At 70.1% G+C, this 23,146-nt stretch carries 26 protein-coding genes; 7 read left to right on the forward strand and 19 right to left on the reverse strand.

Annotation, left to right across the window (positions count from 1 at the left end):
- Nucleotides 1–38 precede the first annotated feature (38 nt).
- Nucleotides 39–338, forward strand: coding sequence for a helix-turn-helix domain-containing protein (locus HL652_RS12115; protein ID WP_171705550.1), 300 nt, complete (start codon nt 39–41; stop codon nt 336–338).
- A gap of 6 nt (nt 339–344) precedes the next feature.
- On the opposite strand, the gene HL652_RS12120 is transcribed toward HL652_RS12115, so the two are convergent.
- From HL652_RS12120 to HL652_RS12130, 3 genes are read right to left on the reverse strand one after another with little or no spacing between them, the layout of a single operon-like run.
- Complete coding sequence (locus tag HL652_RS12120) at nt 345–716, reverse strand: hypothetical protein (RefSeq protein WP_171705551.1); 372 nt, start codon at nt 714–716, stop codon at nt 345–347.
- Between the two features lies 1 nt (nt 717).
- The gene (locus tag HL652_RS12125) at nt 718–1,236 is read right to left on the reverse strand and encodes a DNA polymerase III subunit gamma/tau (protein ID WP_171705552.1); all 519 of its coding nucleotides are present in this window, start codon (nt 1,234–1,236) and stop codon (nt 718–720) included.
- Complete coding sequence (locus HL652_RS12130; protein ID WP_171705553.1) at nt 1,217–1,966, reverse strand: TetR/AcrR family transcriptional regulator; 750 nt, start codon at nt 1,964–1,966, stop codon at nt 1,217–1,219. The genes HL652_RS12125 and HL652_RS12130 overlap by 20 nt, the downstream gene beginning before the upstream one ends.
- 60 nt (nt 1,967–2,026) lie before the next feature.
- On the opposite strand from HL652_RS12130, the gene HL652_RS12135 reads away from it, so the two are divergent.
- Complete coding sequence (locus HL652_RS12135; RefSeq protein ID WP_171705554.1) at nt 2,027–3,343, forward strand: glycosyltransferase; 1,317 nt, start codon at nt 2,027–2,029, stop codon at nt 3,341–3,343.
- Between the two features lie 90 nt (nt 3,344–3,433).
- Here HL652_RS12135 and ilvC read toward each other — a convergent pair whose 3' ends face one another.
- The 6 genes from ilvC to HL652_RS21720 all read right to left on the reverse strand — a co-directional run bounded on the left by ilvC (nt 3,434) and on the right by HL652_RS21720 (nt 11,089).
- The gene (gene ilvC / locus HL652_RS12140; protein ID WP_171705555.1) at nt 3,434–4,459 is read right to left on the reverse strand and encodes a ketol-acid reductoisomerase; all 1,026 of its coding nucleotides are present in this window, start codon (nt 4,457–4,459) and stop codon (nt 3,434–3,436) included.
- 45 nt (nt 4,460–4,504) lie between these two features.
- Nucleotides 4,505–5,014 carry an acetolactate synthase small subunit gene (gene ilvN, locus HL652_RS12145; RefSeq protein WP_171705556.1) on the reverse strand — a complete coding sequence of 170 codons (510 nt, stop codon included), beginning with the start codon at nt 5,012–5,014 and terminating at the stop codon, nt 4,505–4,507.
- Nucleotides 5,015–5,018: 4 nt separating this feature from the next.
- Nucleotides 5,019–6,836: an acetolactate synthase large subunit gene (locus HL652_RS12150; RefSeq protein WP_171705557.1), complete on the reverse strand. Its 1,818-nt coding sequence runs from the start codon at nt 6,834–6,836 to the stop codon at nt 5,019–5,021.
- Between the two features lie 43 nt (nt 6,837–6,879).
- Nucleotides 6,880–8,574, reverse strand: a complete 1,695-nt coding sequence (gene ilvD, locus HL652_RS12155) for a dihydroxy-acid dehydratase (RefSeq protein ID WP_171705558.1) — start codon at nt 8,572–8,574, stop codon at nt 6,880–6,882.
- A gap of 113 nt (nt 8,575–8,687) precedes the next feature.
- Nucleotides 8,688–9,491, reverse strand: coding sequence for a trehalose-phosphatase (otsB, locus tag HL652_RS21715; protein WP_253743228.1), 804 nt, complete (start codon nt 9,489–9,491; stop codon nt 8,688–8,690).
- Nucleotides 9,488–11,089 carry an alpha,alpha-trehalose-phosphate synthase (UDP-forming) gene (locus HL652_RS21720; RefSeq protein ID WP_253743230.1) on the reverse strand — a complete coding sequence of 534 codons (1,602 nt, stop codon included), beginning with the start codon at nt 11,087–11,089 and terminating at the stop codon, nt 9,488–9,490. Before HL652_RS21720 ends, otsB begins: the two co-directional genes overlap by 4 nt.
- Before the next feature lie 67 nt (nt 11,090–11,156).
- On the opposite strand from HL652_RS21720, the gene HL652_RS12165 reads away from it, so the two are divergent.
- On the forward strand, nt 11,157–11,351 hold the full coding sequence (locus HL652_RS12165) for a hypothetical protein (RefSeq protein ID WP_171705559.1): 195 nt from the start codon (nt 11,157–11,159) through the stop codon (nt 11,349–11,351).
- Between the two features lie 116 nt (nt 11,352–11,467).
- A complete protein-coding gene (locus HL652_RS12170; protein WP_171705560.1) occupies nt 11,468–12,106 on the forward strand; it encodes a hypothetical protein in 639 nt (212 codons plus the stop codon).
- Nucleotides 12,107–12,175: 69 nt separating this feature from the next.
- Here the strand turns inward: HL652_RS12170 and HL652_RS12175 are convergent, their stop codons facing one another.
- Both HL652_RS12175 and HL652_RS12180 read right to left on the reverse strand, forming a co-directional pair.
- The gene (locus HL652_RS12175; RefSeq protein WP_171705561.1) at nt 12,176–13,561 is read right to left on the reverse strand and encodes a glucose-6-phosphate dehydrogenase; all 1,386 of its coding nucleotides are present in this window, start codon (nt 13,559–13,561) and stop codon (nt 12,176–12,178) included.
- Nucleotides 13,562–13,896: 335 nt separating this feature from the next.
- Nucleotides 13,897–16,704, reverse strand: a complete 2,808-nt coding sequence (locus tag HL652_RS12180) for a LuxR family transcriptional regulator (RefSeq protein ID WP_171705562.1) — start codon at nt 16,702–16,704, stop codon at nt 13,897–13,899.
- A gap of 212 nt (nt 16,705–16,916) precedes the next feature.
- Here HL652_RS12180 and HL652_RS12185 point away from each other — a divergent pair, with 212 nt between their 5' ends.
- Complete coding sequence (locus HL652_RS12185; protein ID WP_171705563.1) at nt 16,917–17,204, forward strand: hypothetical protein; 288 nt, start codon at nt 16,917–16,919, stop codon at nt 17,202–17,204.
- A gap of 57 nt (nt 17,205–17,261) precedes the next feature.
- On the opposite strand, the gene HL652_RS12190 is transcribed toward HL652_RS12185, so the two are convergent.
- From HL652_RS12190 to HL652_RS12200, 3 genes are all read right to left on the reverse strand, one after another.
- Nucleotides 17,262–17,477 (reverse strand): hypothetical protein, encoded by a 216-nt coding sequence (locus tag HL652_RS12190; protein ID WP_171705564.1) that lies wholly within the window; start codon nt 17,475–17,477, stop codon nt 17,262–17,264.
- A 4-nt stretch (nt 17,478–17,481) separates the two neighbouring features.
- Nucleotides 17,482–17,706 (reverse strand): hypothetical protein, encoded by a 225-nt coding sequence (locus HL652_RS12195; protein WP_171705565.1) that lies wholly within the window; start codon nt 17,704–17,706, stop codon nt 17,482–17,484.
- 179 nt (nt 17,707–17,885) lie between these two features.
- Nucleotides 17,886–19,382, reverse strand: a complete 1,497-nt coding sequence (locus tag HL652_RS12200) for an FAD-dependent monooxygenase (RefSeq protein WP_171705566.1) — start codon at nt 19,380–19,382, stop codon at nt 17,886–17,888.
- Nucleotides 19,383–19,515: 133 nt separating this feature from the next.
- On the opposite strand from HL652_RS12200, the gene HL652_RS12205 reads away from it, so the two are divergent.
- Nucleotides 19,516–19,956 (forward strand): hypothetical protein, encoded by a 441-nt coding sequence (locus tag HL652_RS12205; RefSeq protein ID WP_171705567.1) that lies wholly within the window; start codon nt 19,516–19,518, stop codon nt 19,954–19,956.
- A gap of 291 nt (nt 19,957–20,247) precedes the next feature.
- On the opposite strand, the gene HL652_RS12210 is transcribed toward HL652_RS12205, so the two are convergent.
- Complete coding sequence (locus HL652_RS12210) at nt 20,248–20,472, reverse strand: DUF3263 domain-containing protein (RefSeq protein WP_171705568.1); 225 nt, start codon at nt 20,470–20,472, stop codon at nt 20,248–20,250.
- 48 nt (nt 20,473–20,520) lie between these two features.
- Nucleotides 20,521–20,883 (reverse strand): hypothetical protein, encoded by a 363-nt coding sequence (locus HL652_RS12215; protein WP_171705569.1) that lies wholly within the window; start codon nt 20,881–20,883, stop codon nt 20,521–20,523.
- Nucleotides 20,884–20,964: 81 nt separating this feature from the next.
- On the opposite strand from HL652_RS12215, the gene HL652_RS12220 reads away from it, so the two are divergent.
- Nucleotides 20,965–21,243, forward strand: a complete 279-nt coding sequence (locus HL652_RS12220) for a hypothetical protein (protein ID WP_171705570.1) — start codon at nt 20,965–20,967, stop codon at nt 21,241–21,243.
- Nucleotides 21,244–21,573: 330 nt separating this feature from the next.
- On the opposite strand, the gene HL652_RS12225 is transcribed toward HL652_RS12220, so the two are convergent.
- The 3 genes from HL652_RS12225 to HL652_RS12235 all read right to left on the reverse strand — a co-directional run bounded on the left by HL652_RS12225 (nt 21,574) and on the right by HL652_RS12235 (nt 22,915).
- Nucleotides 21,574–21,996, reverse strand: coding sequence for a hypothetical protein (locus HL652_RS12225; RefSeq protein WP_171705571.1), 423 nt, complete (start codon nt 21,994–21,996; stop codon nt 21,574–21,576).
- 106 nt (nt 21,997–22,102) lie between these two features.
- Nucleotides 22,103–22,273, reverse strand: coding sequence for a hypothetical protein (locus tag HL652_RS12230; RefSeq protein WP_171705572.1), 171 nt, complete (start codon nt 22,271–22,273; stop codon nt 22,103–22,105).
- Nucleotides 22,274–22,441: 168 nt separating this feature from the next.
- The gene (locus HL652_RS12235) at nt 22,442–22,915 is read right to left on the reverse strand and encodes a hypothetical protein (protein WP_171705573.1); all 474 of its coding nucleotides are present in this window, start codon (nt 22,913–22,915) and stop codon (nt 22,442–22,444) included.
- Nucleotides 22,916–23,146: the final 231 nt, after the last annotated feature.

Below are 23,146 nucleotides of genomic sequence, written 5' to 3' on the forward strand. Positions count from 1 at the left end.
GAAGCTCTCGCGGTGGCGGATGGGGTCTCGGCGACCTCATGGAGCGGCTCGCGGTCACCTCGGGTGCCGTCACCGGCGTCATCGAGCGGCTGAGCCGCGAGGGCATCGCCCGACGCGAGGTCGACCCGCTCGACCGCCGCCGGGCCGTCGTCTCCGTCGACCTCGACGGGCTCGCCGGGCGCGAGAACGTCTACCTCTCGATCGGGCGCGCGTTCGAGGAGCTCTACTCCGGCTACACCCTCGACGAGCTGGCGTTCCTCGAGCGCCACCTGCGCGCATCCGTCGAGATCACGCGCGCCGAGACCCAGGCACTCGCCGCCCGCCTCAAGGCGCGCTGAACCGGGTCAGTTGGCGAGGGCCAGGATGTCGAGCGAGATCACCGACACCACCGCGAAACCCACCGCGAACACCACGATGCGGCCGAGGTTCGTGAGGGTGCGGCCCACGAACAGCGCCGCGAGGTACACCACGATCGGCACCACCGCGTAGCCGATGACAAGCGCCCAGACACTGCCCGAGAGCTCGACGCCGTAGCTCGAGAAGGTGGAGACCACGCCGATGAGGTTCGCGACACCACCCCACAGGTGGTACGCGTAGAAGAACGCGGCGACGACCGCCACCGCCCAGCCGCGACGGCCGAAGGTGCGGAAACCGCGCTTGGTGGGCTTGGCGGCGGCGCCCGGGGCGCCGGCGTGCGGCACGGATGCTGTGGTCACGTCACACTCCCATCAGGAACGGCCAGGGCACGAGCACGAGCACGCCGACCACGAGCCAGAGGAACGTCCAGCGCACGTCTTTGCGCTGCGTGAGCAGCAGGGTGGCGACGAACCACAGCGGCACGGCGGCCACGGCGAGCGCCTGCGCGATGCGGTGGCTGAGCACGGTGAAGTCGACGTCGATCGGCTGCTGGTACCGGGCGAAGCTCACGATCCAGCCGATCGTGAAGAGCAGGTAGACGCCGCCGATCACCCCGTAGCCGATGAGCGCCGCCGAGTTCAACTGCGCACTCTCCGCCTCCGCCGCCGCGAGCTCGCTCTCGGCAGCGCGGTCTTCGGCCTCCTCGGCCTCGTCGAGAACGGTCTTGCGGGGCGCGGCGGCCTCGGCACCCCCTGCCGTGGCGCCCGCTGCGGAACCCGCGGCGGGCCGCCGTGCCGGCACCCCCACCGGGGTCAGCGTGGGGTCGTCGTCACCGGCCCACCCCAGGCCCTCCTCGTCGTCATCCCGCGGGTCGCTCATGCCCCTCACTGTACCCGCCTCGCGCGCCACCGCCCGAGATGCGCACCGTGCCGGCCACCGCCTCGCCGAGCACGAGGGTCTCGAACATCCGCGACGTCCACGCGCGGAGGGCCGTCTCGGTCCACCCGAAATCGCGCACGTAGAGCTGATAGGGATCGAACCCCGTCAGGAGGGCGACGGTGTCGGCGTGCTCCTCGACGGGCACTCCCTGCCTCAGCACGCCTCGCTCGTGCAGGACTTCCACGGCCACGAGGTTGTCGGCGCGCCGGCGCCCCGCGAGAGCGGCATAGTGCGGCTCCAGCTCGGGCTCGTCGCGCACCGCAGCGACCAGCGTGCGCCACAGGCCGATACCGCGAGCCTGACCCGTCACGATCACCTCGGCGAGCGCATCCGCTAGCCGTTCCCGGGGCGCGCGCAGTGCCGACGCCCACGGCTCGCGCGTCGACAGACTCCCCTCGGTCTCCTCACCGGCGAACGACAGGGAGAACGCGGCGATCATCAACTCTCGCTTCGGACCCGCCGCCGAGACCGACTCGACCGACACCCCCGCCCGCTCGGCGACGGCCACGAGCGTGGTTCGGCGGTAGCCCAGCTCGTCGAAGCACGCGGCAGCCGCCTCCACGATGCGGTGCCGCGTCGCAGCGGCAGCGGCGGCCCGCCGCGACCCGTCGTAGCGACGGCGGATTGCAGGTCGATTGCGGGGCTGCAATCCCGATCCACGGTTCTCCATATTCACTACGGTAGCACCGTATCCAATATTTCCTCACCGATCACCCCGAAAGGACCCGTCGTGGCCTCCCTCCTTCTCCCCAGCTCCCCCATCTACGGCCACCTCGCACCCATGGTGACCGTGGCACGAGGCCTTCAGGCCCGCGGCCACGAGGCGACGATCCTCTCCGGCCGGAAGTACCGCGAGCTCGTCGAATCGCACGGCATCCGCTTCGTCGCCCTCCCGGCCGAGGTCGACTACGACGATGCAGACCTCGACGCGTGGCTTCCCGGGCGCGATCGCTTCTCCGGCCTGGCGGCCGTGCGCTACGACCTCATCGGCATGTTCGCGAAGCCCATCCCCGGCCAGCACCGCGCGCTGACCGCCGAGCTGGCCCGTCATCACTACGACGCCGTGGTCTCCGAGGGCGTGTTCATGGGCGCACTGCCGACGCTCCTCACGGTTCCCGCCGCCGACCGCATCCCGTTCATCGGCGTCTCGGCCCTGCCCCTCACCCTCACGAGCGTCGACACCGCACCCTTCGGCCCCGCCCTCGCGCCGGGCGACTCGCCGCTCAGCAGGCTCCGCAACCGGATGCTCAACGCCGTCATCCACGCCGGCCCGCTGAAGCCCATTCAGATCGCGCTCGAGAAGGCTCTCGCGGAGGTGGGTGCGCCTGCGCCGAAGGGCAACTTCTTCGACCAGCCCGTGCGCTTCGACCAGACGCTGCAGCTGTCGCCGGCGGGCATCGAGTACACCCGCCGTGAGCTCCCCGGCACGGTGCACTTCGTGGGCCCGCTGCGGCCCGAGCGGCGAGCGGGCGCGCAGGTGCCCACCTGGTGGAGCGAGCTCGACGGTTCACGGCCCGTGGTGCACGTCACCCAGGGCACGATCGACAACACCGACCTCGGAAAACTCGTCGCCCCCACCATCTCGGGGCTGGCCAGCGAGCATGTCCTCGTCGTGGCCGCCACCGGCGGGCGGCCGATCGCGGAGCTGGAGAGGCTCTTCCCCTCCGGATTGCCGGAGAACGCCAGGGTCGCCGAGTTCCTCCCCTATGACCTGCTTCTGCCGAAGACCTCGGTCGTCGTGTGCAACGGGGGTTTCGGCGGGGTGCAGCAGGCCCTCTCGCACGGCATCCCCCTGGTGGTGGCCGGGGCGACGGAAGACAAGCCGGAGGTGGCGGCGCGCGTGGCGTGGTCGGGTGCCGGAGTGAATCTGCGCACGGGGCGGCCCGCCGCGGCCGACATCCGTTCCGCGGTGGGGCGCGCGTTGCGTGAGCCCTCCTTTCGAATCCACGCCGTCCGTCTGCAGAACGAGATCGCTGCGCTCGGCGACCCGCTCGACAGCATCGCCCGCACCGTCGACGACGAGATCGCCGCACGGGCCCGGGCGTGACCCACTCGCGCGCACGACGAAGGGCCCCCGAACCGGAGTTCGAGGGCCCTTCGTGAGGCGAGTGCCGGCGGCTAGCGCTCAGCGCAGATGTCAGCGCGCAGCGCTGCCATCGGTGTAATCCGCGTCCTGCTGCTTCCAGGCGAAGAGGGCGCGGAGCTCCTTGCCGGTGGCCTCGATGGGGTGCGCGGCACCCTTCTCGCGGAGGGCGAAGAACTCGGGGGCGCCGGCGTCCTGGTCGTCGATGAAGCGCTTGGCGAAGGCACCCGACTGGATGTCGGCGAGAACGGCCTGCATGTTCTCCTTCACGTGCGGGTCGATGACGCGGGGGCCGGAGACGTAGTCGCCGTACTCGGCGGTGTCGGAGACCGACCAGCGCTGCTTGGCGATGCCGCCCTCCCACATGAGGTCGACGATGAGCTTGAGCTCGTGCAGCACCTCGAAATACGCGATCTGCGGCTGGTAGCCGGCCTCGGTGAGGGTCTCGAAGCCGTACTGCACGAGCTGCGAGACACCACCGCAGAGCACGGCCTGCTCGCCGAACAGGTCGGTCTCGGTCTCTTCGGTGAAGGTGGTCTTGATGCCGCCGGCACGGAGGCCGCCGATGCCCTTGGCGTAGCTCCAGGCGAGCGCCCAGGCCGAGCCGGTCGCGTCTTTCTCGACGGCGACGATCACGGGCACGCCGCGGCCGGCCTCGTACTCGCGGCGCACGGTGTGGCCGGGGCCCTTGGGGGCGACCATGATGACGTCGACACCCTCGGGCGCCTCGATGTAGCCGAAGCGGATGTTGAAGCCGTGGCCGAAGACGAGGGTCTTGCCGTCGGCGAGGTTGGGCTTGATGTCGTCGGCGTAGATGCCGCGCTGGTGCTGGTCGGGCGCGAGGATGACGATGACGTCGGCCCAGGCGGTGGCCTCGGCGACGGAGAGCACGGAGAAGCCCGCCTCCTCCGCCTTGGCGGTCGACTTCGACCCCGCCTTGAGCGCGACGACGACCTCGACGCCGGAGTCGCGGAGGTTCAGCGCGTGCGCGTGGCCCTGCGAGCCGTAGCCGACGACGGCCACCTTCTTGCTCTGGATGAGGGACAGGTCGGCGTCCTGGTCGTAGAAGATCTCGGTCACGTGGTTTTCTCTCCTTGGTTGTGGTTCGGTGCCGCCGGGAGGCGGCTAGCTCTTGAAGACGCGTTCGGTGATGCTCTTGCCACCGCGGCCGATGGCGAGGAGGCCCGACTGGGCGATCTCCTTGATGCCGTAGGGCTCGAGCACCCGCAGGAAGGCCTGCGTCTTGCCCGAGTCGCCCGTGACCTCGATGACGAGGGCGTCGGTCGCCACGTCGACGACCCGGGCGCGGAACAGGTTCACCGCTTCGAGCACCTGCGAGCGCGTCGTGTTGTCGACCCGCACCTTGATGAGCAGGTGCTCCCGCTGGATGGCCTGGGCCGGGTCGAGCTCGACGATCTTGATGACGTTGATCAGCTTGTTCAGCTGCTTGGTCACCTGCTCGAGCGGGAGCTCCTCGACGTCGACCACCACGGTGATGCGCGACAGGCCCTCGATCTCGGTGGCGCCCACCGCGAGCGACTCGATGTTGAAGCCGCGCCGGGCGAACAGGCCCGCCACGCGGGTGAGCAGGCCGGGCTTGTCTTCGACGAGCAGGCTCAGAACGTGTGTGCTCATGGGTCTACTCCTCTTCCCACTCGGGGGCGTGCTCTTTGGCGTACTGGATCTGGCTGTTCGAGGTGCCCTGGGGAACCATCGGCCAGACCATGGCGTCGGCCGAGACGATGAAGTCGATCACCACGGGGCGGTCGTTCGTCTCGAGGGCCAGCTTGATGGCGGCGTCGACGTCTTCGGCCTTCGTCACACGGATGCCCAGCGCACCGTACGCATCCGCCATCTTCACGAAGTCGGGGACCATGCGGGTCTCGTGCCCCGTGTGCAGGTCGGTGAACGAGTGGCGCCCGTCGTAGAACAGGGTCTGCCACTGGCGCACCATGCCGAGCGAGGAGTTGTTGATGATCGCGACCTTGATCGGGATGTCGTTGATCGTGCAGGTGGCGAGCTCCTGATTGGTCATCTGGAAGCATCCGTCACCGTCGATCGCCCACACCACGCGCTCGGGCTCGGCGACCTTCGCGCCCATGGCCGCCGGAACGGCGTAACCCATGGTGCCCGCACCGCCGGAGTTGAGCCAGGCGTTGGGCCGCTCGTACTGGATGAACTGGGCTGCCCACATCTGGTGCTGGCCGACGCCCGCGGCGTACACGCCCTGGGGGCCGGTGAGCTCGCCGATGCGCTTGATGACGTACTGCGGCGCCATCAGACCGTCGGTGGGCTCGGTGTAGCCGAGCGGGAACTTCTCCTGCAGCTCGGTGAGGTACGCCCACCACTCGGCGATGTCGAGCTTCTCGCGCGAGATCTCGGCGTAGGCCTTGATGAGGTCGGAGATGACCTCCTTGGCGTCACCCACGATCGGCACGTCGGCGACCCTAATCTTCGAGATCTCGGCGGGGTCGATGTCGACGTGCACCACCTTGGCGTGCGGTGCGAACTCGCTCGCCTTGCCGGTCACGCGGTCGTCGAAGCGGGCGCCGAGCGACACCAGCAGGTCGGCCTCCTGCAGCGCGAGCACCGCGGGCACGGTGCCGTGCATGCCGGGCATGCCGAGGTTCTGCGGGTGCGAGTCGGGGAAGGCGCCGCGCGCCATCAGCGTGGTGACGACGGGTGCCCCGGTGACCTCGGCGAGCTGAGCGAGCTCGGGGGTCGCCTGCGCGCGGATGACACCGCCGCCGACGTAGAACACGGGCTTCTTCGACTCGGCGAGCAGCTGCGCCGCCGCCTGGATCTGCTTGCCGTGCGCCTTGGTGACGGGACGGTAGCCGGGCAGTTCGACCTTCGGCGGCCAGATGAACGGGGCCGTGTTCTGCTGCGCGTCTTTGGTGATGTCGACGAGCACCGGGCCAGGGCGACCGGTGGAGGCGATCTGATAGGCGGCAGCCAGCGTCGGTGCCACGTCTTCGGCGCGCTTGACCAGGAAGGAGTGCTTCGTGATGGGCATCGTGATGCCCTGGATGTCGGCCTCCTGGAACGCGTCGGTTCCCATGAGGTGCGAGAACACCTGGCCGGTGATGGCGAGCAGCGGCACCGAGTCCATGTAGGCGTCAGCGATCGCGGTGACGAGGTTCGTGGCACCGGGGCCGCTGGTGGCGATGGCGACGCCGACCTTGTTCGTGGCTGACGCGTAGCCCTCGGCCGCGTGACCGGCACCCTGCTCGTGACGCACCAAGATGTGGCGGATCTTGTCTTGCGTCATCAGCTCGTCGTAGAACGGGATGATGGCACCGCCCGGGAGCCCGAAGACGTCTTTGACGCCGAGGAGCTCGAGGGCGCGCAGCACGGCGCCGGAGCCCGTGAGCATCTCGGGCTCGGCGGTGGTCTCGGCGCCCGGGGCGGGTGGAACTGTCTTTCTGGTCGGCACGGGGAAGGCATCCGTGGTCATGTGGTGTCCTCAGATCGAACGCGGTAGATGGATGCGCGCAGTACTACCCGGTGATGGCGCCGACAGCGGCGGAGTGCACCAGTTTGGAGTACTTCGCGAGAACGCCTCGGGTGTAGCGCGGAGGGAGGGGCGCCCAGCCTTCTCGGCGGGCTGCCAGCTCAGCGGGATCGACAAGTAGGTCGAGCGAGCGAGCGGCGATATCGACCCGTATCAGATCACCATCGCGCACGAAGGCGATCGGACCTGCGTCGACCGCTTCGGGTGCTATGTGGCCGATGCACAGGCCGGTTGTGCCGCCTGAGAATCTGCCGTCGGTCAATAGTAGTACATCCTTGCCGAGCCCGGCGCCCTTGATGGCGGCGGTGATGGCGAGCATCTCACGCATGCCGGGGCCGCCCTTCGGGCCCTCGTAGCGGATGACGACGACGTCGCCGGCGTTGATGCGGCCCTCGGTCAGCGCATCCATCGCCGCGCGCTCGCGCTCGAACACCCGCGCGGGGCCCTCGAACACGTCGGCGTCGAAGCCCGCCGACTTCACCACGGCGCCCTCGGGGGCGAACGAGCCCTGGAGGATCGTGAGACCACCCGACTTGTGGATGGGGTTGGTGAGGGGGCGCAGCACCTCGCCGTCGAGCGGGGCGATGCTCATCTCGGCGAGGTTCTCCTCCACCGTCTTGCCGGTGACCGTCATGGCGTCGCCGTGCAGCAGGCCCTCGTCGAGCAGCGCCTTCATGACGGCGGGAACGCCGCCGTGGCGGTCGACGTCGTTCATGACGAAGCGGCCGAAGGGCTTGAGGTCGCCGATGTGCGGCACCTTGTCGCCGATCTTGTTGAAGTCGGCGAGCGTGAGCTCGACCTCGGCCTCGTTGGCGATGGCCAGCAGGTGCAGCACGAGGTTGGTGGAGCCGCCGAACGCCATGCCGACGGCGATGGCGTTCTCGAGCGACTTCTTCGTGATGATGTCGCGCGCGGTGAGACCGAGGCGCAGCATGTTGACCACGGCCTCGCCCGAGCGGTGCGCGAAGTAGTCGCGGCGGCGGTCGGCGGCGGCGGGGCTCGCCGAGCCCGGGAGGCTCATGCCCATCGCCTCGGCGGCGCTCGCCATCGTGTTGGCGGTGTACATGCCACCGCACGAGCCCTCGCCCGGGGCGAAGGCGCACTCGATGCGGTGCGCGTCTTCCATCGACATGCGGCCGGCGCGCACGGCGCCGACGGCCTCGAAGGAGTCGATGATGGTGATGTCTTTCTCGGTGCCGTCGGAGAGCTTCACCCAGCCCGGGGCGATCGAGCCGGCGTAGAGGAAGACGGAGGCGAGGTCGAGTCGGGCGGCGGCCATGAGCATGCCGGGCAGCGACTTGTCGCAGCCGGCCAGGAGCACCGAGCCGTCGAGGCGCTCGGCCATCATGACGGTCTCGACGGAGTCGGCGATGACCTCGCGGGAGACCAGTGAGAAGTGCATGCCCTCGTGGCCCATGGAGATGCCGTCGGAGACGGAGATGGTGCCGAACTGCAGCGGGTAGCCGCCCCCGGAGTGCACACCCTCCTTGCTGGCGCGCGCGAGGCGCTCGAGCGAGAGGTTGCAGGGGGTGATCTCGTTCCACGAGCTGGCGATGCCGATCTGCGGCTTCTCCCAGTCGCCGTCCCCCATGCCGACCCCGCGGAGCATTCCGCGCGAGGTGAGGGCTTCGATTCCGTCGGTGACGGTACGGCTCCGCGGTTTCATGTCTGTTTCGGGCATGTGACGAGTTTAGAGGCGCTGGCGCCCTGGTGATGCACGACGACGAATCTGTGGAGAGGCATCGCCCGCCGACGGGCTGTGCAGAACAGACGCGCTGCCCGCGGGTCCGGCACTCAGCGCCCGGCGCGCAGCTCCGCGAGCCGCGCCAGCACCGCCGCCACCTCGGCGGGCCCGGCGACGCGATGCTCCGCGACGGTCTCCCCCGCCCCGCTCTTCAGCCCGAGGTCGCCGTCGCCGAGCGCCCGGAACCCGTCTTCGTCGGTGACGTCGTCTCCGGCGAACAGCACGGCGTCGGCGCCGACCAGCTCGCGCAGCCGTTCGACGGCGTCGCCCTTCGTGGTCGAGCGCACCGCGAACTCGATCACGTTCTTGCCGCGGCGCACCGTGAGTCCGTTCTTTTCGACGCCCGCGGCTTCGAGCGCGGCGCGTTCCGCCTCCGCGCTGTCGGCCTCGCCGGCAAGACGGGTGTGCAGCGCGAAGCCCGCGGGCTTCGTCTCGATCCAGGCGCCCTCGACCGGCTCGGCGACCGCGCGCAGTGCGTCTCCGAGCGCCGCGACCTTCCGCTGCTCCTCGGCGTCGAGCGCGAGCTCGGTCACGCCGTCGTGCCGCACCTCGACGCCGTGCGAGCCCACGAGCAGCGCCGACTCGGGCAGACGCGTCACGTGCTCGAGACTCGCCATGGCGCGCCCCGAGACCATCGCCACCCAGGTGTCGGGTTGGTCGAGCAGCCGCAGCACCGCCTCGTGCGCCTCGGGGAGGGCGCGCGCGTCGTCGGGCCGGTCGACCTCGGGGGCGAGCGTGCCGTCGAAGTCGAGCGCCACGAGCAGCCGGGGAACGGATGCGAGGCGCTCGAGCGCAGACTCCGTCGCCTCCGGGAGCGGCAGGCCGCCGGTCTCGGTAAGCGGGCCCGCGGTCACGCGCCGTCTCCTTCGATGCCGTCGTCCGCATCCGTCGGCCGGGTCGACCGGGCGGCCTTCCCCGGCCCGCGGTTCGCCTTCGGGAGCGACAGCCCGTCTGACGGGGTGGTGAGCGTGGAGAGGAACGACGACGACCAGCGGGCCACGTCGAACTCCTGCACGCGCTTGCGCAGGGCGCGCATCCGTCGTGCCCGTTCGGCCTGCGGCATGCCCGCGGCCTGCATCATCGCCTCTTTCAGCCCCTCGATGTCGTGCGGGTTCACGCGCAGGGCCGTGCGGAGCTCGTCGGAGGCTCCGGCGAACTCGCTGAGCACGAGCACGCCGTCGTTGTCGAAGCGGGTGGCCACATACTCCTTGGCCACCAGGTTCATGCCGTCGCGGAGCGCGGTGACGAGCATGACGTCGGCGGCGAGGTAGAGCGCCACCATCTCCTCGCGCGGGTAACCGTGGTGGAGGTAGCTGATGGCGGTGTGACTGATGGTCGAGTAGTCGCCGTTGATGCGGCCGACCGTGAGCTCGATCTCGTCGCGCAGCATCTGGTACGTGCGCACCCGCTCGCGGCTGGGGCTCGCGACTTGCACCAGGGTGACGTCTTCGACGTCGAGCTCGCCGTCGGCGAGGAGCTCGCCGAACGCCTTCAGCCGGTGCCCGATGCCTTTGGTGTAGTCGAGCCGGTCGACCCCCAGCATGACGACGGAGGGGTTGCCGAGACCCTCGCGGATCTCCTTCGCCCTGGCCTGGATGTCGGGGCGGCGGGCGAGCTCCTCGAAGCGCGCGGCGTCGATCGAGATGGGGAAGGCCTTCGCCACGACCGTGCGCACCGGCTGGTCGCCCTGCACGCTCGAGATGCGGTGCTTGGCGCTCGCCACCTCCTCCTCGGCCACGAGCGGCACGTCGATGACGGAGCCCTTGGTCTGGTAGCCGAGCAGGCGCCTCACGGCGCGGGTGAAGTTGCCGGCGTCGGCACTGCGCTGGAAGCCGATGACGTCGGCGCCGAGCAGCCCCTCGATGATCTGGCGCCGCCAGGGCAGCTGCGAGTAGATGCCGTATGCCGGAAAGGGAATGTGGTTGAAGAAGCCGATGGTGAGGTCGGGGCGGAGCCGCCGCAGCATCGACGGCACGAGCTGCAGTTGGTAGTCCTGCACCCAGACCGTGCCGCCCTCGGCGGTGACGGCGGCGGCGCGGTCGGCGAAGCGCTGGTTGACGATGACGTAGCTCTCCCACCACTCGCGGTGATACGCGGGCGGCGCGATGACGTCGTGGTAGAGCGGCCAGAGCGTGTCGTTCGAGAAGCCCTCGTAGTACTCCTCGACCTCTTCGGGCGAGAGCACGACGGGAACCAGGTGGATGCCGTCGTGCTCGAAGGGCTCGACGTGATCGTCGGGCTGGCCGGTCCAGCCGATCCAGGCACCGTCGGCCTGCTGCATCACGGGCTCGAGGGCGGTGACGAGGCCGCCGGGAGAGGTACGGAAGGCGGGCTCGCCCGCGCCGTCGGAGATGCGGTCGACGGGGAGCCGGTTCGAGACCACGACGAAGGTGAACTCCCCGGCGAGGTCGTCGCCGGAGGTGGACGCGGAGGAGCTGTCTGAAGAAGCCATGTCTCCTCGCGAGTCTACCCGGGGTCGGGTCGGGGTAGTTTGGTCGCATCGACGAGAGAGGACGGCCGTGCGCAAGTACATCCTGAACACGAGCATCATCAGTTCGGTCATCGGCGCCGTGTCGGCGATCCAGACCACCCGCAAGGGCCCTCGCGACTGGCGGCTCGTGCTCATGTGGGTGAGCTGGGCCATCACCGTCGCCCTCGCCATCGGCAGCGTGATGGAGCAGGACGAGGACGCCCGGGAGCTCGAAGAGCGCTGACGCCGGCGAAATCCCTCCCCCACCTGCGGTTTGCTCGGCCGGTGCGGCGTGTCGGCGCCTTCGATGTCGCAGGCGGAGCGCACACTGTTCTCACGGGCGGCGGAGAGGGAGTTCTGATGATCGGATGGCGGCGGAGAGCGAAGGCGGTTCGCGAGAGCGCCGTCAGCCAGGAGCGGCTCTACGAGCTGGTCAACCAGACCCTCATGGAGAACTTCGGCCCGCTCGGGTCGTTCGCCATCACGCGTCGCACCGCCGTCGACACCGACGACATCTTCCACACCGTGCTGGCCCGATCGGTCGCCCACGATATCGTGGCGAACCTCGCCGAGCACGGCATCGTGGTGAGCACGGCCGCGGGCGAGCGCGCTGCCGCGGCCGCGGCCGTCGCCGCCACCTCGGCGCCGCGTGCCGGCGCCGCCTTCACGGCCGCGGGTTCGTCGCGCACCACCCGGCCCTGGCTCGCCCCGGTCGAGTCGGTGCCGGTGCACCGCGACCTCGCCCGCGCGGTGTCGGCGGCCACCCGCTCCGACTCCTCGCTCGAGCCGGCAGCCCGGGTCGCCGAGTCGGCCCCGGCAGCCCGGGTCGCGGAGATCCCGGCCTACCCCACCACCGAGCACGGCGTCGTCATCGGCGAGCGCCCGCTGATCGACGGGCCCGACCCGCTCGACGACGACGCGATGCGCTCCCTCGTCGCGCACCACCACGACGTCGAGGCCGCGGCCGCCGAGAAGGCGGCCCGCAGCATCGCGATCTGACCCGCCTGCGCCCCGGGTCTGCACGGGGCGCGGCTGGACGCGCGGCTGAGGGGACCTGCCCGACGCCCGTCAGCCGATGGGCGCCCAGTCCGACGGCCCCGAGCTGCCCGCAGGGTACTCGTCGAGCGGAACCTCGTCGGCCTTCCAGGCCGCGATGACCGGGGCGAGGATGCGCCACCCCTCCACCGCGGAGTCGCCGCGCACGCTGAGCGTGGGGTCGCCGTCGAGGATGCCCGCCAGCACTTCGCGGTAGGCCAGCAGCTGCCCGTCGCCGAACGTTGCGTCGAGGCTCGCGCGCTCGAGCTCGTAGGGGTCGCCCGGGCCGTTGATGTCGATCTCGAGCGACATCGCGTCGGGCGCCAGGAAGATACGCAGCACGGTCGGAGAGTTGACGCCCGTGAGCCCCTGCGGCACCTGCTGGGCGGGCTTGAAGGTGATGACGATCTCGCGGCGACGCTCCCCGAGGGCCTTGCCCGAGCGCAGCGTGATGGGCACGCCGGCCCAGCGCCAGGTGCGCACCTCGAGCGCGACCTCGGCAAGCGTCTCGGTCTCGCGGGAAGGGTCGACGCCTTCCTCGGCGACGTAGTCGGGCAGCTGTCGCCCGTCGATGGTGCCGGCCGTGTAGCGGGCGCGGCGGCTCGACGCCTTGGGGTCGTCGCCCAGCAGGTGCGTCGCCCGCAGCACGAGCTCCTTGGCGTCGCGCAGGTCGTCGGAACCCAAGGTCGACGGCGGCTCCATCGCCAGCACCGCCATCACCTGCAGCAGGTGGCTCTGGATCATGTCGTCGAGCGCGCCCGCCTTGTCGTAGTAGCCCGCGCGCCCCTCGAGACCCAGCTGCTCGTCGTAGACGATGTCGACCGAGGCGATGTGGTCGGAGTTCCACAGCGGCTCGAAGATGCGGTTGGCGAAGCGCAGGCCCAGGATGTTGAACACCGTCGATCGGCCGAGGAAGTGGTCGACGCGGTGGATCTGGTTCTCGGGAACGAGTTTCGCCAGTTCGGCGTTCAGGGCTTCGGCGCTCGCGACATCCATGCCGAACGGCTTCTCGAGGGCGAGGGTGAGGCCCGACGGGAACGGGATGGAGTGCAGGGTGGTCACGACCGCCGCGGCGACCGCCGGCGGCAGGGCGAAGTAGATGGCGGGCGTGCCCTTCGCCATGCCGAGAACCCTGCTGAGCTCGTCGGGGTCGGTGACGTCGGCCTTCACGTAACGCGTCGAGGCGAGCACGGCGTCGACTGCCGCGCCGGAGGCGTCGACCTGGGCGAACGACTTCTTCACGACGTCGCGCCACTCGTCGTCGCTCCACTCCACTCCCCCGGCTCCGATGAGCTCGAGGTGGCGCTGCGGCTGATCCGTGAGGAGCTGCGCCAGACCTGGGAGGAGCAGTCGCGCCGTGAGGTCGCCGCTGGCGCCGAAGATGAGCAGGGTGTCGACACGTTGCGTGGAAGCCGTCATGTCTCTCACAGTAGCGACATCACGGCTCGGAGCGGCCGCGCATCCGCTGTTCTCTCGAGCCGCATCGAGGAGAGCAGGCGCACCCGCACCAGCACGGGCGCACGCGAAAGAGCAGGGGCGACCACCCGAAGGCCGCCCCTGCTCACGGGCGCCGGCCGCGATCATCGCGCGGGCCTCGAGACCTGGAGCTGACGAGTGAACCAGGAACGGCCAGGGACTGGCGCGAGAACCCGCGCTGGTGGATGACCCGCTCAGCGCCTAGACCCATTCAAACGTGCAGCTCGCCGCAACCGTGATGAGTAATTGCTACTCGATCTCTGCCCGCCTAATCGATCTCAGCCCGCCGACGACAGCGACTCGTAGGGGCTGTCGAGCTGGAGGTTCTGCAGCTCGGCGGCGAGCTCGCGACGCCCCGAGATGCCGAGCTTCTTGTAGATGCGGCTGAGGTGGTTGTCGACGGTGCGCACCGAGATGCCGTGCTGTTCCGCGAGCTCGGCGCTGGTGCGCAGGGCCGCGGCGCCGCGGGCGAGCTGCCACTCGCGGTCGGTGAGCGGCATCACCCGCGGATGCAGCTGCCGGCGGTGCTGGGCGAGCGCCACCCCGGCCCGCACCGTCCACTGGTCGGCGAGCCGCGCGGCCTGGGCCGCCCGGGGCGCGTCGCCGGTGTTCTCGGCGACCCAGCGGGCCGCGTCGATGGCCGGCCCGAGCATCCCCTTCTCGGCGAAGGCCTCCGCCACGGGCATCACGTCGTGGCGGCCGAGCACCGCGCGGGCGTGTGCCTCGCAGAGCGGGAGCGCGTCGCCGACTGCCGCGAGGTAGGGCAGCGTGACGGTCGCGCCCACGACGGGGTCGATGCGCACCGCCTCGTAGGCCACCAGGGCGGCGAGGTAGCGGTAACCGCCGGCCTCGGCAGCGGCGAGCGCGGGTGCGAGGCTGCGCACCGCGAACCCGGGCCGACCGGCGGCCGACGACACCCAGGCGCGGGCGAGGGCGGCGTAGAGCTCGACCTTGGCGTCGTCGAAGCCGGCCTGACCCACCTGGTCGAGCCAGCTGCGGGCGATGGCGAAGCGGCCGGTGCGCGCGGCGATCGCGGCGGAGAGGGCGTCGGCCACCGGCAGGAGGCCCGCGGTGTCGCGCCAGACGAGGTCGCGGCGACCCGAACGGATGTGCTCCCAGGCCCTCGCCGGTGAGCCGGTGTGCAGCTCGATCATGGCGAGCACGAACTTCCACAGGCCCCGCGCGCTCGGGTTGTTCTCCTCGGCGCAGGCGAGGTTGTCGCGCGCCGCCTGACGCGCTTCGGGGAACCGTCCCGTGAACGAGAGCACGAGCACCCGCGAGAGGTGCAGCTGGTCGCGCGCGTTGGGCAGGTCGGCCGGGAACCGCTCGCACGCCTCGAGACCGCGTGCGACCGCCGTCTCGGCGAGCGCGAGGTCGCCGCCCATGGTGTGGAGCATGGCGGTGAGGATGAGCAGGTTGAGATCGGCGGGCGTCGTCACCTCGCCGAGTCGGTCGAGGTCGAGCGGCGGGGCGTCGGCGATGCCGCCCGCATCGGCGCCTCCGCTCGCGACGCTGCCCGCCCGCGCTCCCGTCAGCAGGCGCCACCGGGCGGCCTCTGCCTCGACGATCTCGCGCGACGCGTCGTCGGTGAGCCGCGCGAGCGCCTCCTCGGCGCGCCGCAGTGCGAGCTCGGGCTGCAGGGTGCGGAAGGCGAGGTGGTTGCCCTCCGCGACGGCGAGGCGCGCGGCGAAGTCGTCGAAGCCCGTATTCGAGCCGTCGTGGTCTGCTGCGGCGAGCGCAGCCCAGGCCGCCGCGAAGCGCTCGTCGGCCGACGCGAGCCTCCCGATCTGCGACTGCGCCTGGGCCTGCACGAGCTCGCCGCTGGCCCGGAGCACGGCGTCGTCGCCCGCTCCGGCCACGGCGTGCTCGCCGAGGGTGACGGTGGTGGCGTAGCGCTGCGCGCCGAGCTCCCCGTGGGCGAGGTCGAGCAGGCGGCGCGAGTCGACGCGCTGGCCCGCCGAGAGCTGCAGCACGGCCCGGCGCACCCGGTGCTCGGGGTAGCCGTCGAGCATGTCGGCTCCGGCGGCGCAGAACCCCGCGCGCCACAGCTCCGACACCGTGGGGAGGATGACCGGTTCGAAGAGCGGATGCGCGAGCGACACCCAGACGCGGCCGTCGGCCGAGCGGGTGCGCACGAAGCCCCGCTCCTCGGCGAGCGCCGTCGAGCGGGCGGAGACGCCCGAGGTTCCCGCCTGCTCGACCGGCAGGTCTCCCGCGATGGCGAGCAGGGTGAGCAGGTCGCCGACGAACTCGTCGGCGGCGAGCGGATCGGCGGGCAGCGAGGCCACCACCTCGGCGGAGAGGTAGGGCCAGCTGGTGTGCCAGGCGGCGCCGACGTCGTGGAGGTCGTCTGCGCAGACGGCGGCGTCGGCGAGCGCGACCAGGGTGCGGGTGCTGCCGGCGGCGAGTCGGTGCATCTCGTCGGCGGCGTCGGTGCTGACGCTCGGGCCGAGCCGGTCTTTCACCACGTCGTGGCTCTCGGCGGCGGTGAGCGCCGCAAGGTCGACGACGAGCGTCGCGCGCTCCGTCAGCCGCGACAGCGCCGCGGCGGGTGCCGCCGCCGCCCGGCCCGCGGGTGTGGGCGCGGGCGTGGGGCACGACAGCAGAAGCGTCGCGGACCCCGCCTGACACAGCTGCTCGAGCACGCACAGGCTCGAGGCGTCGAGGTCGTGCACGTCGTCGACGACGAGGAGCGCCCCCTGCGCGACAGCGCGGTGCAGGGCGACCATCAGCTCGCCGCTCGACGAGGTGGGTGCCTCGGCGGTCGGCGCGACGGCCGGGAAGGCGCCGGCCCCCTGGGCCGCGGGGCCAGGAACGAGGTCGACGACGACCGGCGCGAACGCCCCGAGCGGCACCCCCGAGAGCTCGGAGCGCCCGTGCACCGAGATGACCCGGCGCTCCGGCCCGAGCGCGGCGATCGCCGCCTCGAGCAGGGCGGAACGGCCGACCCCGCGAGCGCCGGTGACGAGCGCGACGACGGGCCGGTCTGCCGGGGTGAGGGCGCCGACGAGGCGCTTCAGTGCGCGGTCGCGGCCGTGGAGTCGAGTGGAACCGGTGGGGAGCGCGGCGGGCGAGTGTGCGGGCATGAGGTCTGCTTTCTCGATCGAACCGGTGGGCGGCCGGTGAGCGGATGCGCGTCACGATTCGGGTGCAACGCGTGGGTCTTGAGTAGGTTTTACTCATCGAAGGAGCCCCGCACCGCAGCATCCGGTCTCGTTACGTAGTGGCGAAGCCAGAGATACGTAGCCACCTGCGACGGTGGTGGCACGCCGGCCCCCGCAGCCCCTATCGTTGACCCGTGACCACCGGCACCGCGCGCCTCATCGTGCTGCTCCGCGTCGCCTACATCACGGGGGCGGCGCTCTTCCTCGTCGACGTGCTCATCAACGTGGCGCTCCAGGTGCTCATCAGAACCGGCCAGGTGCCGTACACCGAGCCCAAGGGGCCCATCTTCACCGCGATGGACTGGATCGCCATCATCGCCTTCGTCCTGGCGGCGATCGGGGCGCTGGCCACCGTCATCGCCACCTCGGAGCTCACCCGCCAGTCGGGCGGAGACTCCTTCGAGCTCGACGACACCCGCTGAGTGACGGCCGGCCGGCCGGCTTGCCGATCGGCCGGTCGGGCGACCGGGCGACCGTGGTCAGCGGCGAGGGGCGCGGGGCGGGGCGTCGGTCCAGCGCACTCCCCGGCGTCTCGCCGCCGCGAACCCCGCGCAGAAGGCGCCGGAACCGAATCCGAGCAGCACGAGCGCCACTCCCACCACCGTGGCGGCCCCCGACAGCAGACAGACCACCCCCGCGATCATGATCGCGACGGCGAGACTCCCCGAGAGCGCCAACCAGCCCTGCACCGTCATCGCGTCATGGCTCCCCTCGGGAGTCGGAGTGCTGCGACACCCACTTCTTCGACTGCCGCATGCTCAGCTGGTCGCCGAGGTCGAGTTCGTGCAACGGGAACTCGGTGACCGCGTCGACGCCGTCGAGGATGACGCGGAGGTAGTCGTCGCTGGTCGAGCCGACGATGACGCCTTGCAGCCCGGTGGCGATGACGGTGAACCGGGTACCGGGGAGGTTGCGATAGGGCACCGCGATTCCTGTCTCTCAGAAGAGACCGAGGCGGCCGCGACGTTCCTCGCAGCCTAACCGGGACCGCCGTTTGCGCACCCCGAGCCGATCACGGCGCCCGTGACGTGTTCGTCCAGCGGACAAGTGCACCCTCACCGGCGGCGTGGTGCCCTTGTCGGCGCGACGCGGCCGGTCGCGGCTCAGGCGCCGAGGCGCGACGCGTAGGCGTCGAGTTCGGCCGACTCGCCGGGCCGGAAGGCTCCGCCGAGGTACCCGTCGGGCCGCAGCACGACCGTGCCTCCCTCTGAGCCGAGCCCGAGCGACCGGGCAGCCGGATGCGCACCCGCGACCTCGACGCGTGTCACGCCGAGCGGCGACCCGGCCACCGCATCCGTCGTGCGCAGCGACACGGGGAGGGCGTCGCCCGCCCGCACCGACGACCGACGGGGGCCGCCCCCCGGAGCACCGAGCGGGCCGCCCCGGTAGTCGACCCCGGTCTCCTCGATCTCGGCGGCGAGCCGTGCCCGGGCGGGTGGGAGGCTCGACATGGCGGCGAGGAGGTGATCGCGGATGAACCGTCCCGGCCCGGTGTCGAGGGTGCCGACCTTCGTCATCCCGGTGCTGAAGCGGAGCACGCGGGCGGCGATGGGGTGCCGTTCGGCGTGATAGCTGTCGAGCAGCCACTCGGCATCGGCCGGCTCGAGCGTTCCGTCGGCGACGAGGGCGAGCTTCCAGCCGAGGTTGAACGCATCCTGCATGCCGGTGTTCATGCCCTGCCCGCCGGCGGGCGAGTGCACGTGCGATGCGTCGCCGGCGAGCAGGACGCGGCCGACGCGGTAGCGCGGCACCTGGGCGTGGTGGATGTCGAAGGTGGTCAACCAGTGCGGGTCGTGCAGCCGCAGACCCATGCGCCGCTCGTCGACCACCCGTTGCAGCCAGTCGAGCGTCGCGGGCGGCGCCTCGCCGGCGGAGTCGATCTCGACGATGACTCGCGCCCGGGTGCCCGCCATGGGGAACACGACCCCGGGCCCGTCGGCCGCGCCGAGGTACATCTGCATCGAGGAGCGGTCGAGGTCGTCCTCGGCGTCGGCCTCGACGTCGCCCATGAGAAAGCGCTCGCCGTGGAACGAGCCGACGAGCTTCTCACCCACCAGGTGCCGCACCGCGCTGCGCGCCCCGTCGCAGCCCACGACCCAGCCGACCTCGAGCGTCTCGGCGCCGGCCTCGCTCGTGAGGTGCACGGTGACACCCGCATCCGACTGCTCGAGGCCGATGAGCTCCACCCCGCGCTCGATGCCCACGCCGAGTTCGCCGAGCCGCTGCGTGAGAATGCGCTCAGTCTCGGTCTGCGGAGTGGTGATGCTGTACGGATGCGTGCTGTCGACCCCCTCGAACGAGAAGCGGGCGACCGTGCGTTCCGCGCCGTGGAACTGCACGCCGGTCGTGACCACACCGGTGGCACGGAGCTCGTCGACCAGCGAGCCGCCCAGCGCATCCATCATCTCGAGGCTCCGCGCGTGCACCACCACCGCCCGCGACTCGGTGGTCGGCGCCGCCAGCCGATCGACGATGCGGAACGGGACCCCGCGCCGGGCGAGCTCGATGGCCAGCACGAGGCCCACCGGCCCCGCCCCCACGATCAGCACCCGCGCACCGGCGGACGGGCGGGCGACAGCAGACTCTTCGGGCTCGACCATGCGCCAAGACTGGCACCCCTGCGACCCCCGGCACCAGCACCCCGTCCGGGGTGCACGCGCCATTCCCCTGGAGCACCACTCCACCGAAAGGGGGATGGTCTGGTGGCCCAGCGAGTGGCTACGTTCATCGGCGATGACCACCTCACGAAGCACCACCCGACGAGCCCGTTCCTGGACGGTGTTCGGCTCCACGCTCGCCGCCGTGGGTCTCATGCTTGCCACGACCGCCTGCACCAGCGCTGAAACTCTGCCGAGCACGCCCGTGCACGCCGATCCATCAGCCGAGCACGTCCGCGCGACCCGCGAGCAGGTGCACCTCGACAGAGAGCTCCAGACGACAGGCTGGACGATCGACGAACCGGGCCTCTACCACCGGGTGACGACAGCATCATGCGCGCTCACGTGCGACCTCGAGCTGCTGAGTGCGTCGGGATGCCCGACGGGTGCCACCATCGCCTCGTCGAGCCTCGGGCAGGTCACCACGATCATCACCACCGACCCTTTGCCCCCAGCCGAGGTCGTCACCGTCACAGTCCCAGAAGGCGGCCTCCGCTCGATCAGCTGCGGCGAATAGCGCGCACAGCGAGTCATCGCGCAAGCCCGGACGGATGCGAAAGGCCCCGCCCTCCGGTGTGCGGAGAGTGGGGCCTTCATCGTGTGGTGCACCCCCAGGGACTTGAACCCTGAACCCACTGATATGGAGTGCTAGTTCTGACCATTGCCGACGACTGCCGAGAGGCGCGGCATTCCGCGGGAGCAGCGGCGGATGAAGTGTCGGTGAGTGCTGCCAGTCACCGATGCTTGCCGACTCAATGTGGCGAGTAAGTGGCGGATCTCGTCAGCCAGCGCGACCCAGCAACCGCCGCTACCCCATCCCCCTTCGGGCCTCGATTCGTGCGCGTAGCCGGTAGACGAGCTGAGGGTACGCCGCCATGGCCGCTTGGGTGTCGAGCAGCTGGTTGAGGCGCTGCACGTAGCGGGCGTAGGTCCACCCGAAAGTGCGGCGGATGGCCTCCTCGCGAGCACCCTCGGGGCGGTCGATCCAGCGGCGTTCGAAGTCGAGAATGATGCGGTCGTTGTAGGTGAGCATGGCGGGATCGTGCCACCCGCCACCGACAATGCGACGACCAAAGGGCCCTTAGCCGGCGACGACTTCACCGCCGAGAGATCCAGCAAGGTCCTCCGCCTTGTCACTCACAACCACCCAGCGCTCGCCCGCGACGATGGGGCTCTCTTCGGATGCGACTTGCGCCACGTACCGGTTCTTCTGGTCGGCGGAGTCGAAGACGATCAGCATGTCGATGTTCTCGGGGCATAGGACGGCGTGCGCCCCTTCTCCGACCATCGCCTCCATCACGTCCTGCGGGTCGTCGCAAGTGCCGCCTGCGGCCACGAAGGCGTCTAAGAGCTGACTAGGGGTGTCGTATGACTTCGCGCCCGAACACCCTGCAAGCACTGCCACAGCCATCAGCGAGATGACAAATCCTGCGAGCCTCTTCATGTGTCGATGATGGCGTGTCGTCGGTGGTCCTGTCTACGATCTTGCTGCGCGGGCCGGCGCGCTTCACCACGAGGAGCGCACATGATCGGCACTGGGCCCATCCGTATCGGCAGAGACGAGTGGGCACTCATCCGGAACGACCCCACCACCCCCGCGGCGCTCGTGCGCAGGATGCACCCCGGCACTGAATTCGAGCACTACCGGGTCGTCACCTTCGACATCGACCCAGCGGAGCGTCGCCTGATCGGCCGGTTCCGCACGCTGGAGGCAGCCGATCGCGCCGTCCGTTACACGGTGCCTGCGGGGCGCATCCGGCCTGCGCTGAACCTCATACCGAAGGGCGCGTGGGGGAAGCTGTGATCTCCACCTGCGGCCGCAGCACTTCGCGACGCTCTTCGGGGTGAAGCCCCTACCGGCGCCACCCAGACCAGTCGCTGCAGACGAACGCTCCGAATGGAAGCAATGGCTCCCGCAGCCAGGCTCGCCCGATGCCTCGTCCGCTTCTTCGGTCTACGGTGTCGTCAGTGCGGCCGCCACCTGCCCGGCGCGAAGAGGTTCTCAGGCGACCGGTTCTGTTCCGACGAATGCGCTACGAACCATGAAGAGTCGCACGCCTGGTGAGATGCGGGTGCACGGAGCGTTCATCACAATGAAGCCGATGCCTCAGCCGCGTGAAGGGCGCACTCGGCGTCACTCCGGTGCAGTCTCATTCGCGGTCTCCGCATGTGAGAACGTGTACGTGTAGGTTGCTACGAGCGTGAGATCGCCGATCGGCAGGACAGCCGTGAAGGTGTAGGGCACCCCCGTAGGAAATTGCTCGAGGCCGATAATGCCCATCCCGTCGGAGGACAGGAAGAAGAGGTTGCTCCCAAAGACGCGGCCTCCAGACGGTGTCCACGAAAGTGTGCCACGAGGATCGCTTCCGGGCGGCAAATTGTCGACCTGCAGATAGAGGTCGTGGTACGTGTTGTATCGCAAATCGACGATGGTAGTGATTCTCATCGTCGGCGCTAAGGCACTGGCCGCAGCTGCAGGAGCCGCCACAGCCACCGCCACCACCGGCGCTCCCCACACTCCGGCACGGAGGACTCCACGACGCGTCACTTCACTCATGCGTGAAGCGTGACAGGAAATTCGATGGTGCGCTAGTCCACCGAAAGGGGGATGTCCATCAGGATTACGCGGGCGGCAGCTGGATGGTCTTCCGTCGTCGAGGTGTCTAGTTCTGTCGTTTGCGGATGGTGGCGCGTCGCCGGACGATGCCGATGATCGCGGTCGCCACGAAGAGGACGATCGCGATGATCGCCAGCCATAACAGGCCCTTGATCGTGAAGCCCACGATAGCGAGGATGATCCACGCCGCGAGGATCACCACGATCGCTATCAGCATGACTCCTCGAATCGGTGGGTGAGGTCGGGATGTGATGCGGTCATGGGATGCCTTCTTCCGTCAATCCCGACACTAGCTTCGCCACATGTGTGGGCACACAAGTTCAGTTCCACACCGGCACGCGCGCAGGTCAGCGGTGTTGTAGCGGTCTCGCCTCGGGGGTGCAGGTCAGCTGTACGTCGAGGCTCCCGTGTCGAGGCCGCCGCTGGGCTGGAAGCGGATCGTCGCTGCCGCCAGCGCGACGAGCGCTGCGCGGTCGGTCTCCTGTTGCGTCGCCGCTGACAGTGCGGCCGACATCCGGTCACGTTCGGCGGCAGCATCCGCGCTGATGGTCTGCAGGCGGTCCGCGAGAATCGTCGCGAGGCCGTCTGCGAGCTCTTCCAGGTTCGTGTTCTCGATCTGCAGCCGGCGATCGCTGACTTTCAGTTCCACGGTCGTGTAGCCCGCGGCGGTCAGATGGTCTCGGGTGTCTGCCGAGAGGATGCCCGTGATCTCCTCCTTCATCGGCTTGCGGGTGAAGACCGCTGACACCGTGTATCGCTCCGGCGCCTCGGGGGTCAGCAGCGAGGCGGGAAGGTCGTTGGTCAGGACGGTGGCCAGCCCGAGCGAGGCGGTGCCGGCGGGATGGGGATCTGAGTTCATGTTCGGACGGTACGGGGTCTGACTGTGGGGCCTCACAGCCGACAGTGCATCGAAGTCCCTGCCGTGACTGCACACTCAGCTGCACGAAGCAATCCCTGTCGGCCTCGCAGGGCCGCACGTACGCTCTCCCCTGTCCGACGAAGGGAATGTCGGATGGCCACCATCGGAATCTGAGCGAACACCCAATTCGCACCGATGGATCACGGGTCGATGGCTTCTCGCCAGCGCGAC

This window comes from Herbiconiux sp. SALV-R1 (genome assembly GCF_013113715.1).
Classification (GTDB): Bacteria; Actinomycetota; Actinomycetes; order Actinomycetales; family Microbacteriaceae; genus Herbiconiux.